Below are 14,681 nucleotides of genomic sequence, written 5' to 3' on the forward strand. Positions count from 1 at the left end.
GAGGCCAAGGCCGAGAAGACCGGCGAGGACGTCGACTTCCAGCGCCGCCTCGGCACCGGCGCCGCCCTCGTCGAGCTGGGCACCAGCCCCACCCGGGCGGAGGTCGCCGACGTCGTCGCCCAGTACCAGGCCGACCCGCAGGTCGCCTACGTCGTGCCGGACCGCCTCAACAAGCCGACGGCCGTCACTCCGAACGACACCGAGTACGCCAAGCAGTGGGACCTGTTCGAGTCCACGGCCGGCATGAACGTCCCGGCCGCCTGGGACACCACCACCGGCACCGGCGTGACCGTCGCCGTCATCGACACCGGCTACGTCACCCACTCCGACCTGGCCGCGAACATCGTCGGCGGCTACGACTTCATCTCCGACACCGCCGTCTCCGTCGACGGCAACGGCCGTGACAGCAACCCGGCCGACCCGGGCGACTGGTACAACGACAACGAGTGCGGCCAGGGCATCCCGGCCTCCAGCTCCTCGTGGCACGGCACGCACGTGGCCGGCACCATCGCCGCCGCCACCAACAACGGCAAGGGCGTCGCCGGCATCGCGTACGGCGCGAAGATCTCCCCGGTCCGCGTCCTCGGCAAGTGCGGCGGTTACGACTCCGACATCATCGACGCCATCACCTGGGCGTCCGGCGGCACCGTCTCCGGGGTGCCGGCCAACACCAACGTCGCCAAGGTCATCAACATGAGCCTCGGCGGGGGCGGCGCCTGCTCCAGCGCCACCCAGAGCGCCATCACCGGCGCCGTGAACCGCGGCACCACCGTCGTCGTCGCGGCCGGCAACGAGAACCAGAACGTCTCCAACTCCTCCCCGGCGAACTGCAACAACGTCATCTCGGTCGCCGCGACCAACCGTGCGGGCAGCCGTGCCTCTTACTCCAACTACGGTTCGCTCGTCGACATCTCCGCCCCCGGCGGCGAGACCCGTACCTCCACCGCGGGCGGCATCCTGTCCACGCTGAACTCCGGTACCAAGACGCCGTCGAGCGAGAACTACGCCTACTACCAGGGCACCAGCATGGCCACCCCGCACGTCGCGGGCCTCGCCGCGCTGGTGAAGTCGGCGAACTCCGCCCTCACCCCGGCGCAGATCGAGTCGGCCATCAAGACCAACGCCCGTGCCCTGCCCGGCACCTGCTCCGGCGGCTGCGGCGCCGGCCTCGCGGACGCCGCCAAGACGGTCCAGGCCGTCAAGGGCGGTACGTCCACCGGCACGACCTTCTCCAGCACCACCGCCGTGGCCATCCCGGACAACGGCGCGGCCGTCGAGTCGCCGATCAGCGTCACCGGCCGCAGCGGCAACGCCCCGTCGGCCCTCCAGGTCGGCGTCGACATCACCCACACCTACCGCGGCGACCTCGTCATCGACCTCGTCGCGCCGGACGGTTCGGCGTACCGTCTGAAGTCCGCCGCCTCGGACTCCGCCGACGACGTGAAGACCACGTACACGGTGAACGCGTCGAGCGAGAGCGCGAACGGCACCTGGAAGCTGCGCGTCCAGGACACCGCGGCGCAGGACACGGGCACGCTGAACAGCTGGAAGCTGACCTTCTGATCCCCGTACGGGAAAATTTTTTAACAAAGTCCAGGCGGGAGCGGTCGGGTCGGTAGGTGGGGATGGGCACCTGCCGGCCCGCCTTTACGTCCGGCCGCACAACCCCCACAGTTAGATACCGAACGCGCTGTTTTCTTTCACCAGTTGCGCTTGTTTTGCCGGATGTGCGCCCGCACTCCGGCACACTGGTGTGGTGAGCGCCGTCCCAGGGTGAGTTATCGTGTACAGGGGGTAAAAACAAACGGCATGACCCGTTCATTTCCGTCCCGGGAGAGTTCAGTCGATGGTGAGGCAGTTGCGAGCCGAGCAGACCCGCTCGACGATCATCACGGCCGCGGCTGACCTGTTCGACCGTCGCGGCTACGAATCGACCAGTCTCAGCGACATCGTGGAGCACGCGTCGGTCACCAAGGGTGCCCTGTACTTCCACTTCGCCGCGAAGGAGGATCTCGCGCACGCGATCCTCGAGATCCAGTCGCGCACCGCCCGCCGTCTGGCGACGGAGACCGACAGTCGCGGCCACACCTCTCTGGAGGCGCTGATGCGCCTCACGTTCGGCATCACCCGTATGTCCGTCGAGGACCCGGTCCTGCGGGCCGGTCTGCGGCTCGCCACCGGGGGGATCCGGCCCCGCCCGCCGCTCAGCCACCCGTTCACGGAGTGGCTGGACATCGTCACGGCCCGGCTCGTCGCCGCGGTCAAGGAGGCCGACGTCCACCCGGACATCGACATCGACGTGGTGGCCCACTCCCTGGTCTGTTTCTTCGTCGGCACCCGGGTCGTCGGCCGCTCCCGCGAGCCCGTCGCCCGCCAGCCGCGCAGGACGGCCGAGATGTGGAACATACTCATCCGCGGCCTGGTCCCGGTAACCCGCCGTGCCCGCTACCTGAGCCTCGCGGCCCGCCTGGAACGGGAACTCGCCCCGGTCTGAACGGGAACTCGCGCCGCTCTGAAGGGATGGGCCAGGACAGCGGGCCCGCGCGCTACGGTGAGCCGCATGCCCGACACCCCGTCCGCACCCGTCCTCCTCGGCAACCAGCCGGGCTCCTTCCCCCACAGCGTGCTGGCCGAGCGGCACCCCGCGATCATCCGGCAGGTGCGTGAGGCCTTCCCGTACGAACCCGGACAGCACCGCGCGCTCGACGAACTGCTGGCGAACTGCACCAAGGGCGAGATCGAACCGCTCCCCGCCGACGCGCACGACCGGGACCTCTGGGAGACCTGGGGACTGCGCGAGTACGCCGGCCGGTCCTGGTTCGACGTGCCGTGGCTCTGGTCCGAGAGCTGGTTCTACCGCCGACTGCTCCAGGCCGTCGGCTACTTCGGCCCCGGCCCCTGGCAAGGAATCGACCCCTTCCGCCCCTTCAAACTCGCCGAACTTCGACTCCCACGAGACCGACGAGGAACTGGCCGTCTTTTTACAATAACGCGCACCGGCCCGCCGGCGAACAGGCACAGGCCCTCCTGCACGGCTCCCTCTGGGGCAACCGCGCCGACCTCGGCTTCCGGCTCTCCGCCGAAGGCGCACAGGCCGCGGACGCGGCGCCCGGCCTGGTCGCCGACGACAGTGAGACGCTCTGGTCGCTCCTCGACGCCGAAGGCCCGGACGGCGGCAACGGCACTCTGTGCCTGGTCGCCGACAACGCGGGCCGCGAACTCGTCCCCGATCTGCTCCTCATCGCCCACCTCCTGGCCGGCGGCCGCATCGGACGGGCGGTCCTGCACGTCAAGCCGTACCCCTACTACGTCTCCGACGCCACCACCGCCGACGTCGTCGACGCACTGCGCCGCCTCACCGGCGCCGGGGGAGCGGCCGCCGCGTACGGGCGCCGGCTGTGGTCCGCCCTGGCCGACGGCCGTCTCGTCCTGCGCGCCCACCCCTTCTCCAGCGCCCCGCTGCCGTACGAGGAGATGCCGGGGGACCTGCGTGCCGAGTTCGCCTCGGCCACGCTCACGATCGTCAAGGGCGACCTCAACTACCGCCGCCTCGTGGGCGACCGGCTGTGGGCCCCGACGACCCCCTTCCCCGATGTCACGGCCTACTTCCCCGGCCCGGTCGCCGCCCTGCGCACCCTGAAGTCCGACGTGATCACCGGCCTCGACAGCCGTACGGAATCCGAGCTGGTCGCGGCGGAGGACCAGCGCTGGCGCACCAGCGGCACACACGCGCTGATCCAGGTGAGGGTCCCCGGACAGGGGGCGCCGTCGTCCCGAAGCCGGCGATGATTCACGCGATGGTGTGATCATTTCCCACCCCGCGGATGCGGCCGGAGGGTGCCGGGTAGGGCCCCGGCCATGACGCAGCCGTTCGAACTCCCGCACTTCTACCTGCCGCACCCCGCGCGCCTGAACCCCCATGTCGACGAGGCCCGTGCCCACTCGACGCACTGGGCGCGCGAGATGGGCATGCTGGAGGGGTCCGGCGTCTGGGAGCAGGCCGACCTCGACGCACACGACTACGGCCTGCTGTGCGCCTACACCCACCCCGACTGCGACGCCCCCGCGCTCTCCCTCATCACCGACTGGTACGTGTGGGTCTTCTTCTTCGACGACCACTTCCTGGAGATGTACAAGCGCAGCCAGGACCGCGTCGCCGGCAAGGCACACCTGGACCGGCTGCCCCTGTTCATGCCGCTGGACCTCTCGACGTCCGTACCGGAACCGGAGAACCCGGTGGAGGCGGGCCTCGCCGATCTGTGGGCGCGTACGGTGCCGAAGATGTCCCAGGACTGGCGCCGCCGCTTCGCCGTGGCGACCGAGCACCTGCTCAACGAGTCCATGTGGGAGCTGTCCAACATCAACGAGGGGCGGATCGCCAACCCCGTCGAGTACATCGAGATGCGCCGCAAGGTGGGCGGCGCGCCCTGGTCGGCCGGGCTCGTGGAGTACGCGACCGCCGAAGTGCCCATGTCCGTCGCACGGTCCAGGCCGCTGCGGGTGCTCATGGAGACGTTCTCCGACGCCGTGCACCTGCGCAACGACCTGTTCTCCTACCAGCGGGAGGTCGAGGACGAGGGTGAGAACAGCAACGGCGTGCTCGTCCTGGAGACCTTCTTCGGCTGCACCACGCAGGAGGCCGCCGACACCGTCAACGACGTCCTGACCTCCCGCCTCCACCAGTTCGAGCACACGGCGTTCACCGAAGTGCCCGCGGTGGCCCTGGAGAAGGGCCTCACCCCGGACGAGGTGGTGGCCGTGGCGGCGTACACCAAGGGACTCCAGGACTGGCAGTCCGGCGGCCACGAGTGGCATCTGCGCTCCAGCCGCTACATGAACGAGAACGCCGCGCGCGGCAGCGGCCCGTGGCCGGGGTTCACCGGCCTCGGAACCTCCGCGGCCGACGTCCGCGCCCTGCTTGCCACGGCCGGAGCGATGGGGGCACCTCCCACGCCTTTCGGGCAGTGGGGGAGGCTGCGCTCCTACACGCACGTGCCGTACCAGAAGGTCGGCCCCGCCAAGATCCCCGACATTCGCATGCCCTTCCCGCTGGAGCTCAGCCCGCACCTGGACGACGCCCGCCGTCGTCTGCGCGACTGGGTGGGGCGCATGGGCATCCTCGCCGAGGGCGTCTGGGACGAGGACAAACTCAGGGCCTACGACCTCGCGCTCTGCTCGGCGGGCCTCGATCCGGACGCCACGCCCGAGGCCCTCGGACTCAGCGCGCAGTGGCTCGCCTGGGGCACCTACGGCGACGACTACTACCCGCTGGTCCACGGCCACCGCCGCGACCTGGCCGCCGCCCGGCTGACCACGGCGCGCCTCTCCGCCTGCATGCCGCTCGCCGGCGAGGAGCCGCCGGTCCCGGCCAACGCCATGGAACGCGGCCTCGTCGACCTGTGGCTGCGCACCACCGCGGGGATGACCCCCGAACAGCGGCGCCCCCTGAAGGACGCGATCGACTCCATGACCGAGAGCTGGCTGTGGGAGCTGTCCAACCAGCTCCAGAACCGCGTTCCCGACCCGGTCGACTACCTGGAGATGCGCCGCGCGACCTTCGGCTCCGACCTCACCCTGAGCCTGGCCCGGATGGGCCACGGCCCGGCGGTCCCGCCCGAGCTCTACCGCAGCGGCCCCGTCCGCTCGCTGGAGAACGCCGCATTCGACTTCGCCTGCCTGCTCAACGACGTCTTCTCGTACCAGAAGGAGATCGAGTACGAGGGCGAGATCCACAACGCGATCCTCGTCGTGCAGTCGTTCTTCGGCTGCGACTACCCGGCCGCCCTCGGCGTCGTCCACGACCTGATGAGTCAGCGCATGCGCCAGTTCGAGCATGTCGTGGAACACGAACTGCCCGTCCTGTACGACGACTTCCAGCTCACGGACGAGGGGCGCGCCGTCATGGGGGAGTACGTGGCGGATCTGCGGAACTGGCTGGCGGGCATCCTGAACTGGCATCAGAGCGTCGACCGCTACAAGGACGAGTGGCTCTCCCGGCGCGCCCACCGCTTCCTCCCGGACCGGCCACCCGCCGTGCCCGTGCCCGCTCTCGGCTGAGAGGGCGCTTTCCAGTCAGATCTATCCGGAACGGGACATCGAGGAACCCCCGGCGGCGCTCCGGGGGTCTTCCTGAGTGAGGGGAACAGACAAGCACCAACACGGGGGTTTCACCTTGACCGACATCATCGACAAGCCTGCCGACGTCACCGGGGAGCCCGGGGAGACCGGGCAGCCGCAGGCACCCGCACCGGCCGAACTCACTCCGTACGTCGAGCCGTTGCCCGTCCCACCCGTCCTGCGTCCCGCCTCCGGCGACGTCCTGCGCGAGACCGAGATCGCCCTGCGCCCGACCTGGGTGCGCCTGCACCCGCAGCTCCCGCCGACCCTGATGTGGGGCTACGACGGCTCGGTGCCGGGCCCGACCATCGAGGTCCGGCGCGGGCAGCGCGTCCGCATCGCCTGGACCAACCGCATCCCCGAGGACAGCGAGTACCCGGTGACCTCCGTCGAGGTGAAGCTGCGCCGGGACGGCCGCCCGCAGGCCAGTACCGAACCGGGACGTGAGGGCGTCGAGCCGAACAAGGACGTCGCGGCCCTGCCCGCCTGGTCCGTGACCCACCTGCACGGCGCCCAGACGGGCGGCGGCAACGACGGCTGGGCCGACAACGCGGTCGCCTTCGGCGACGCCCAGCTCTCCGAGTACCCGAACGACCACCAGGCCGTGCAGTGGTGGTACCACGACCACGCCATGAACATCACCCGGTGGAACGTGATGGCGGGCCTGTACGGCACCTACCTCGTCCGTGACGACGAGGAGGACGCCCTCCGTCTCCCGAGCGGGGAGCGGGAGATCCCGCTGCTGCTCGCCGACCGCAACCTCGACACCGACGAGGACGGCCGTCTCAATGGCCGGCTGCTGCACAAGACGGTCATCGTCCAGGACAAGAACCCGGAGACGGGCAAGCCGGTCTCCATCCCGTTCACCGGCCCGTACACCACGGTCAACGGCCGCATCTGGCCGTACGCCGGCGTCGACGCGGGCTGGTACCGGTTCCGGCTGGTCAACGCCTCCAACGCGCGCATCTACGATCTCGTCCTCGTCGACGAGGAGAACAACCCGGTCCCCGGCGTCCTGCACCAGATCGGCAGCGACGGCGGACTGCTGCCGCGCCCCGTCCCGGTCGACTTCGACGGGACCCTGCCGGCCCTGACCGCCGCGCCGGCCGAGCGGTTCGACCTGCTGGCCGACTTCCGGGGGTTCGAGGGCCGGACGCTGCGTCTGGTCAACAAGGGCCGCAACCAGCCGCCCGGCGTGCCGGACCCGGCCGGTGACGTGCCGTACCCGGCCGTCACGGAGTTCAGGGTCGGCGAGACCTGCGAGCCGGACACCTTCGAGCTGCCCACGGTGCTCTCCGGCTCCTTCCGCCGCCTCACCCACGACATCGGGCACGGCCACCGCCTGGTCGTCCTCACCCCGCCCGCCACCAGGGGCGCCGGCGGCCACCCCGAGATCTGGGAGATGGCGGAGGTCGAGCTCCCGGGCGACATCCAGATCCCCACGGACGGTGTCATCCAGGTCACCGGACCGGACGGCAAGACCCGCACGTACCGGCGTACGGCACGGACGTTCAACGACGCCCTCGGCTACACCGTCGCCGAGGGCAGCCACGAGCAGTGGAGCTTCCTCAACCTCGCGCCGATCGTCCATCCCATGCACATCCACCTGGCCGACTTCCAGCTCCTCGGCCGCGACGCCTACGACGTCTCGGGCTTCGACCCGGCGGTGGGCGGCACGCGCACGCCGATCCGCCACGACGCGGGCACGTCCGTCCCGCTCGCTCCCAACGAGCGTGGCTGGAAGGACGTCTTCCGGGTGCCCGGGAACCAGATGCTGCGCGTCATGGGGAAGTTCGACGGCGCGCACGGCCGGTTCATGTACCACTGCCATCTGCTGGAGCACGAGGACATGGGCATGATGCGGCCCTTCGTCGTGATGCCGTCCCAGGTGCTGAAGTTCGACCACGGCGGTGCTCACGGCGGCCACGGGGAGGGGCACACGGGCTGAGAACGCCGGGCTCCCACCCGCACCGTTCAGTCTCACTCGTTCGTGGCTCGTGGTGCGCCGATGTGCCGGGTAGAGCACCTGCCGTGATCGTTCCGCATCCGCCGGAAGCGATCCGCACATCCGGAGGGGAGCCATGGAACAGACCGCGCTGCGACCCAAACCCATGCCGGGTCAGGAGCCCGACGGGGCGGCGCCGCCCACCGGGGCCGCCCCGCCGGCCCGGCCGCGCCCGCACGCCGCGCGGCGGCGCGGCCGGCGGCTCCTCAACGTGCTGTTCGCCGCGTTCGCCGGCGCGGTCCTGGTCCTGTCCGGGGTCGGTCTGGGGGCGATGGGCGCCACGGTGATCGGCGAGGACGGAGTCATCGACCCGGCGAAGCGGCACCTGCCGTGGCTCTCCGGTCCCTCGCCGTCCGCCGCTGTGCCGGCGCCCGCCGCCGTGACACTCGGCGTGCAGGTCATGGACGCCGGGAGGCCGGGAGCCCGGGTCGTCGGGATCCAGGTCCCCGGACCGGGGCACGCGGCGGGCCTGGTGCGCGGCGACGTCCTCCTCGTCTTCGGCACGACCCGCATCGACACGGCCGCCGACCTGGCCCGGGCCGTGGCCCGCGCCCGCCCCGGCTCCGAGGTCAGGCTGACGGTCCGGCACCGCGGCGGCGGCTATCAGCAGCTGACGGTCGTCCCGGCCGTCATCACCTGACCACCCACGCGTGGCTCGTCGGCCGCCCCGTGGACGAGGCCGGTCGGGGCGGCGCGGCGGGGGCACGGGGCGTCCGAGCATTACTGTTGATGCCTGGACAAGCGTCTGCCATGAGTGGCCGCTCCCGGGCGAAGTGCGCAGACGGCTCGCGCGGCCCCCTCCGGCCGGGCAGGATGCTGCCCGTAGCCCCTTCGTCCGTCCTGGGAGGCCCGGATGACCGGAAGCACGGCCACGTCCTTCACCGCCGACGACTACCGGGCCCGCATGGAGCGCGCCGCGCGGACCGCCGCCGAGGCGGGGCTGGCGGGCCTGCTGGTGGCCCCGGGACCGGACCTGGTGTGGCTCACCGGCTACACCCCGCCGGCGGTCACCGAACGGCTCACCCTGCTCGTCCTCGCCCCCGGCCAGGACCCCGTCCTCGTGGTCCCGGCCCTGGAGGCTCCGGACGCGCGGAAGGCGGCCGGCGCGTCCGCCCTGGCCCTGCGAGACTGGACCGACGGCAAGGACCCCTACGCCGCCACCGCCGCCCTGCTCGACGCCTCGGGCCGGTTCGGCATCAGCGACAACGCCTGGGCCCTGCACCTGCTGGCGCTGCGGAAGGCGATGCCCGCCAGCTCCTACACCTCGCTCACCGAGGCCCTGCCTATGCTGCGCGCCGTCAAGGACGCGGCCGAACTGGACCTCATGGCGGCCGCCGGAGCCGCCGCCGACGCGACCTTCGAGGAGATCCGGAACGTCCGCTTCTCCGGCCGACGGGAATCCGAGGTGGCCGCGGACCTCGACCGGCACCTGCGCCGGCACGGACACGAGACGGTCGACTTCACCATCGTCGCCTCCGGCCCGAACGGGGCCGACCCGCACCACGAGGCCGGCGACCGCGTCATGGAGCGCGGCGACATGGTCGTCCTCGACTTCGGCGGCCTGCGCGGCGGCTACGGCTCCGACACCTCCCGCACGGTCCACGTCGGCGAACCCACCGACGAGGAACGCCGCGTGCACGACGTGGTGCGCGCGGCCCAGGAGGCGGGCTTTCGCGCCGTGCGGCCGGGCGCCGCCTGCCAGGACGTCGACCGGGCCGCCCGCACGGTCATCGCGGACGCCGGATACGGCGAGTACTTCATCCACCGCACCGGCCACGGCATCGGCGTCACGACCCACGAGCCGCCGTACATGATCGAGGGAGAGGAGCAGCCCCTCGTGCCCGGCATGTGCTTCTCCGTGGAGCCCGGCATCTACCTGCCCGGCCGGTTCGGTGTGCGCATCGAGGACATCGTGACCGTCACCGAGGACGGCGGACGCCGTCTGAACACCACCTCCCGCGAGCTGGTCATAGTGGAGTGACGCCACCGATGTCCCCCGCACGCCTCCCGAACGGCAACGGCGCGACCATGACCCAGGCACCGACACCCACCGCGGACACCGTCCGCGACCTGGTCCGTTCCCTGCTGACGGACAGCAGGGACGGCAAGGAGACCAAGCAGGGCAGGGGCGGAGCCGGACCCGACGTCCGGCCCGCCGGCGCCGGCACCGCCCCCGCCACCTGGTGGGTCGGCACCCGCTACGTACTGCGCCTCGCCCCCGACCGCGAGGCCACCCTGCGCCAGCGCCGCGAACTGCGGCTGCGCGACCTCGTCCGCCCGCACGTCCCGGTGGCGGTGCCGGCCAGCGTGGCCCAGGGCGAGTGGGCGCCCGGGCTGACCTACACACTGGACACCAAGGTGCCGGGCGGCTCGGGGGAGGAGCACGACGTGTCCGCCGTCGGCGAGGCCGACCTGGCCGGAGTGCTCACCGGCCTGCGCGAGGTGCCGGTCCGGCAGGCGGAGACGCTCGGCGTGCCGCGGGCCGCTCCGCGCTCCCTGGAGGCGCTGCGCCGCTCCGCCGTACGCTCCGCCGAACGCCTCGCCGACGCCGACGAGTTCGACGCCGCCCGCCTGAACCAGCTCACCGCGGCCGCGTCGGCCCAGCTCACCGCCCAGCCCGGCTCGGTGGTCCTCACCCACCACGCCCTCACGAGCGGACACCTCGTGGTCAGCGCCGACGGGCGGGTGCGCGGCGTACTCGGCTGGGCCGACGCGGTCGTCGGCGACCCCGCCGAGGACATCGCGGGCCTCGCCCTCACCGTCGACTCGCCCGCCGCCGTACACGCCGCCACCCTCGCCGGCTACGGCGCCCGGCCCTGCCTGCGCGGACTGTGGCTCGCCCGGTGCGACAGCGTCATCCACCTCGCCGCGGCAACTCGACAGCCGCGACGCCATCCGGAACCACCCTGGCAGCGGACCCGGGCTGCGCCACGCCTGGGAGCCGATCCTGCTGGAACGCGTGACGGACCTGCGGGACACCGACGACGCCCTTTGACGGGTCGGGCGGGCGAGGTCCCGCACGGCTGTCCTCCGCACATGAAGCGCACTGTCGCGGTGACGTCCCTGCCGGCCGCCGCCGCCCTCGCGTGCCTGGCCGGCTGCTCGGGCGACCCCGTGAAAGCCACGCCCGGCGCCACCGCGTCCCCGGCGCGGAAGGCGACCCCGGCGCGACGCCTCACCACGCTCGCGGTCACGACGACGTCATCGCCGTCTGCACCGCGGTCGGCGGCGCCCGCATCACGAGTCCGACACTCCTGGCGCCCGTGATCGAGGCGCAGGGCGCCAAGCTCGGCTGACCTCCCCGACACTCAGTACTGCGCGAGCACCACGCCCGACTCACCGGGCACCCGCAGCACCCCGTCCGCCCCGGGCGTCTCCACCGGCTCCCAGGCGGCCAGCACGCGCGCGTGCGGGACGCCGAGCGACAGCGCGGCCGGTTCCGGCGCCAGGTTCACGGCCACGACGACGTCCCCGCGCCGGAAGGCGATCCAGCGGCGCTCCTCGTCGTGGGCCACCTTGGTGTCGGCGAGGTCGGGGTCGGTCAGGTCGGGCTGCTCCCGGCGCAGCGCGAGGAGCTGCCGGTACCAGGCCAGCACGCGCGCGTGGGGCTCGCGTTCCGGTTCGGACCAGTCGAGGCAGGAGCGGTCCCGGGTCGCCGGGTCCTGCGGGTCGGGCACGTCCTCCTCCTTCCAGCCGTGCGCGGCGAACTCCCGCCGCCTGCCCCGCCGTACCGCGTCCGCCAGCTCCGGGTCGGTGTGGTCGGTGAAGAACTGCCAGGGCGTGCCGGCCGCCCACTCCTCGCCCATGAAGAGCATCGGCGTGAACGGGGCCGTCAGGATCAGCGTGGCCGCGCAGGCCAGCAGTCCGGGGGAGACCAGGGCCGAAAGCCGGTCGCCCTGGGCGCGGTTGCCGACCTGGTCGTGGGTCTGGGCGTAGCCGAGGAGCCGGTGTGCGGCCACCCGCGTCCGGTCCAGGGGGCGCCCGTGGTGCCGTCCGCGGAAGCTCGAGTACGTTCCGTCGTGGAACCAGCCGCCGGTGAGGGTCTTGGCGAGCCCGGCGAGGGGGGCACGCGCGAAGTCGGCGTAGTATCCCTGCGCTTCACCGGTCAGCGTGGTGTGCAGGGCGTGGTGGAAGTCGTCGTTCCACTGCGCGTGCAGCCCGAAGCCGCCCTCGTCCCGGGAGGTGACGAGCCGCGGGTCGTTCAGGTCCGACTCGGCGACCAGGAACAGCGGCCGGTCCACCTCGGCGGCCAGGGCGTCCACGGCCGTCGACAGGTCCTCCAGGAAGTGCTGGGCGCGCGTGTCGACCAGCGCGTGCACCGCGTCCAGGCGCAGCCCGTCGATCCGGTAGTCGCGCAGCCAGGCCAGCGCGCTCCCGATCAGGTACGCGCGCACCTCGTCCGAGCCGGGCGCGTCCAGGTTGACCGCGGCGCCCCAGGGCGTGTGGTGCGTGTCCGTCAGGTAGGGCCCGAACACGGGCAGGTAGTTGCCCGACGGGCCGAAGTGGTTGTGCACCACGTCGAGCACCACACCCAGGCCGAGTTCGTGGGCCCGGTCGACGAAGCGTTTCAGCGCGTCGGGCCCGCCGTAGGGCTCGTGCACCGCCCACAGGGAGACGCCCTCGTACCCCCAGCCGTGCGTGCCCGGGAAGGGGCACAGTGGCATCAGCTGCACGTGGGTGACGCCCAGTTCGGCGAGATGACCGAGCCGCCCGGCGGCCGCGTCCAGCGTGCCCTCGCGGGTGTACGTCCCCACGTGCAGCTCGTACAGCACCGCGCCGGGCAGCGGCCGCCCCGGCCACCGCGCGCGCCACGCGTACCGCCGGTGGTCGACGACCGCGCTCAGACCGTCCGGGCCGTCCGGCTGCCGGCGCGACCGCGGATCCGGCAGCACGGGACCGTCGTCCAGCGCGAATCCGTAACGTGACCCGTCGCGCGCCTCCGCCTCGCCCCACCACCATCCCGTCCGTTCCGGATCGCGCTCCAACGCGTGCGTGACGCCGTCGCACTGGAGCGTCACGCGGTCTGCCTGCGGTGCCCACACCTCGAACTGCACGGACGGTTCCCCTTCGTCTGCTCACCGTGATGTAGCCCGTCCATGGTGCGTCAAAAGAGATCAATCCGCCGGTGCATCCACCCTTTTGCGGCGGGTGTCGCCGGGTACGCGCGCGTGGCGGCCGTTTTCCCGTTTTCTGGACAGCCCGGCCGTGCTGCCCGAGAATCACCAGCGTGACGTCGTCCTTCGAGTTCAACACGTACCCCGCGCGACTCTCCGACGCGGAGCGCGACAGGGCGCTGAAGGTGCTCCGCGACGGCGTCGCCATGGGCCGCCTGTCCCACGACACGTTCGTCCACCGCATGGAACTGGCACTCGCCGCCCGCCGCCCGGACGAGCTGGCGGTGCTCACCGCCGACCTGCCCACGGAGAGCCGCTTCTCCCGCGCGGTGTTCGGCACCGTCGAGGCGCTCTCCGGGTTCACCGTACGGCTGCGCAGGGCCTGGCGGGCCGAGCGGCTGCCGAAGCTGCTGCTGCCCCACCCGGCGCACGGCCATCCGCTGCGCATAGGGCGCGACCCCGCCAGCGGACTGCGCCTCAACCACGAGACGGTCTCCCGGGTGCACGCCGAACTCCGCCACCAGGGCGGCATGTGGGTCCTGCGCGACCTCGGCTCCACCAACGGCACCACGGTCAACGGCCGGCGCGTCGTCGGCGCTGCCGTCGTCCGCGAGGGCGACCAGGTGGGCTTCGGCCGGATGACCTTCCGGCTGTCGGCCGGCTGACCGGAAACGAAGCCCTCCCTCAGCTCTGGCCTGGGGGTTACCCGCTGTCGCCTCGCTGAGGGTGGCCAAAACCCTGTGCCTCCCACGGTGTTGACGTACCCCGGAAGTCGTGACTGACTGTGCGTACGCCATGTACACCTGGTGAACTGACGGCGCCGCCCTGGGGAGGTGTGCTCTGCCGCCCCTCCCGCGCTACCCGACCGTCGACGAACTGGGCGCCCGGGCCGCCGCCCTCGTCGCCCGCCATCCCCGAAACGCCCGGCTGCGCCGGGTCGGCACCTCCCGCGCGGGCACGCCCATGTGGCTGCTCTCCGTCGGCCACGGCGACCGCCAGGCCCTCGTCGTCGCCGGACCCCACGCCAACGAACCCGTCGGCGGCGCCACCGTGCTGCGCCTGGCCGAGCGCGCCCTGGCCGACCCCCGGCTCACCGAGGGCGCCGACGCCACCTGGAACCTGCTGCTGTGCCTCGACCCGGACGGGCTGCGCCGCAACGAGGGCTGGCTGACCGGCCCCTACACCCTCGGCCGGTACTTCCGGAACTTCTTCCGGCCCGGCTTCCTGGAACAGCCCGAATGGCTGCCCGACGGCGCGGCCGGCGCCGCACTGCCCGAGACCCGCGCACTCCTCGACCTCCAGGACGAACTGCGCCCGTTCCTCCAGTGCTCCCTGCAAGGGCGTCGACATCGGCGGCGGATTTCGTCGAGCTCACCCACGACCTGCCCGGCCTCGCGCGGCGCCTCGCCCACATCGCCGCCCGGCTCGGCGTCCCCCGCGAGCTC

General features: G+C 72.2%; 8 protein-coding genes and 3 pseudogenes. 10 read left to right on the top strand and 1 reads right to left on the bottom strand.

Translation table 11 applies throughout. The annotated features are described in order from the left end of the window. The 8 genes and pseudogenes from SSQG_RS30520 to SSQG_RS30555 all read left to right on the top strand — a co-directional run. On the top strand, nucleotides 1-1,563 hold a 1,563-nt coding region (locus SSQG_RS30520), incomplete at its 5' end, for a S8 family peptidase (protein ID WP_003993799.1). 283 nt (nucleotides 1,564-1,846) lie between these two features. Then, nucleotides 1,847-2,494: a ScbR family autoregulator-binding transcription factor gene (locus tag SSQG_RS30525; protein WP_003993800.1), complete on the top strand. Its 648-nt coding sequence runs from the start codon at nucleotides 1,847-1,849 to the stop codon at nucleotides 2,492-2,494. A gap of 66 nt (nucleotides 2,495-2,560) precedes the next feature. After that, nucleotides 2,561-3,789: pseudogene (locus tag SSQG_RS30530) on the top strand (damage-control phosphatase ARMT1 family protein). A gap of 69 nt (nucleotides 3,790-3,858) precedes the next feature. Next, entirely contained in the window at nucleotides 3,859-6,057 is a 2,199-nt protein-coding gene (gene cyc2 / locus SSQG_RS30535; RefSeq protein WP_003993802.1) for a germacradienol/geosmin synthase Cyc2, read from the top strand. A gap of 115 nt (nucleotides 6,058-6,172) precedes the next feature. Beyond that, complete coding sequence (gene phsA / locus SSQG_RS30540) at nucleotides 6,173-8,065, top strand: O-aminophenol oxidase PhsA (RefSeq protein WP_003993803.1); 1,893 nt, start codon at nucleotides 6,173-6,175, stop codon at nucleotides 8,063-8,065. Nucleotides 8,066-8,198: 133 nt separating this feature from the next. Next, nucleotides 8,199-8,762 carry a PDZ domain-containing protein gene (locus tag SSQG_RS30545; RefSeq protein ID WP_039933969.1) on the top strand — a complete coding sequence of 188 codons (564 nt, stop codon included), beginning with the start codon at nucleotides 8,199-8,201 and terminating at the stop codon, nucleotides 8,760-8,762. Nucleotides 8,763-8,975: 213 nt separating this feature from the next. Then, nucleotides 8,976-10,103, top strand: coding sequence for an aminopeptidase P family protein (locus tag SSQG_RS30550; RefSeq protein ID WP_003993805.1), 1,128 nt, complete (start codon nucleotides 8,976-8,978; stop codon nucleotides 10,101-10,103). Nucleotides 10,104-10,150: 47 nt separating this feature from the next. Further along, a pseudogene (locus SSQG_RS30555) lies at nucleotides 10,151-11,117 on the top strand (aminoglycoside phosphotransferase family protein). A 313-nt stretch (nucleotides 11,118-11,430) separates the two neighbouring features. On the opposite strand, the gene treZ reads toward SSQG_RS30555, so the two are convergent. After that, nucleotides 11,431-13,176: a malto-oligosyltrehalose trehalohydrolase gene (gene treZ / locus SSQG_RS30565; RefSeq protein WP_003993807.1), complete on the bottom strand. Its 1,746-nt coding sequence runs from the start codon at nucleotides 13,174-13,176 to the stop codon at nucleotides 11,431-11,433. Nucleotides 13,177-13,349: 173 nt separating this feature from the next. On the opposite strand from treZ, the gene SSQG_RS30570 reads away from it, so the two are divergent. Both SSQG_RS30570 and SSQG_RS30575 read left to right on the top strand, forming a co-directional pair. Further along, nucleotides 13,350-13,901, top strand: coding sequence for a DUF1707 and FHA domain-containing protein (locus tag SSQG_RS30570; protein WP_003993808.1), 552 nt, complete (start codon nucleotides 13,350-13,352; stop codon nucleotides 13,899-13,901). Between the two features lie 160 nt (nucleotides 13,902-14,061). Next, nucleotides 14,062-14,681 (top strand): annotated as a pseudogene (locus tag SSQG_RS30575) (M14 family zinc carboxypeptidase); the annotation flags it as partial.

This window comes from Streptomyces viridochromogenes DSM 40736, assembly GCF_000158955.1.
GTDB classification, from domain to species: Bacteria; Actinomycetota; Actinomycetes; order Streptomycetales; family Streptomycetaceae; genus Streptomyces; species Streptomyces venetus.

Coding starts and splice junctions, on each gene's coding strand:
- SSQG_RS30550 (WP_003993805.1), top strand. CDS start 8,976: ATGACCGGAAGCACGGCCACGTCCTTCACCGCCGACGACTACCGGGCC.
- SSQG_RS30525 (WP_003993800.1), top strand. CDS start 1,847: ATGGTGAGGCAGTTGCGAGCCGAGCAGACCCGCTCGACGATCATCACG.
- cyc2 (WP_003993802.1), top strand. CDS start 3,859: ATGACGCAGCCGTTCGAACTCCCGCACTTCTACCTGCCGCACCCCGCG.
- SSQG_RS30545 (WP_039933969.1), top strand. CDS start 8,199: ATGGAACAGACCGCGCTGCGACCCAAACCCATGCCGGGTCAGGAGCCC.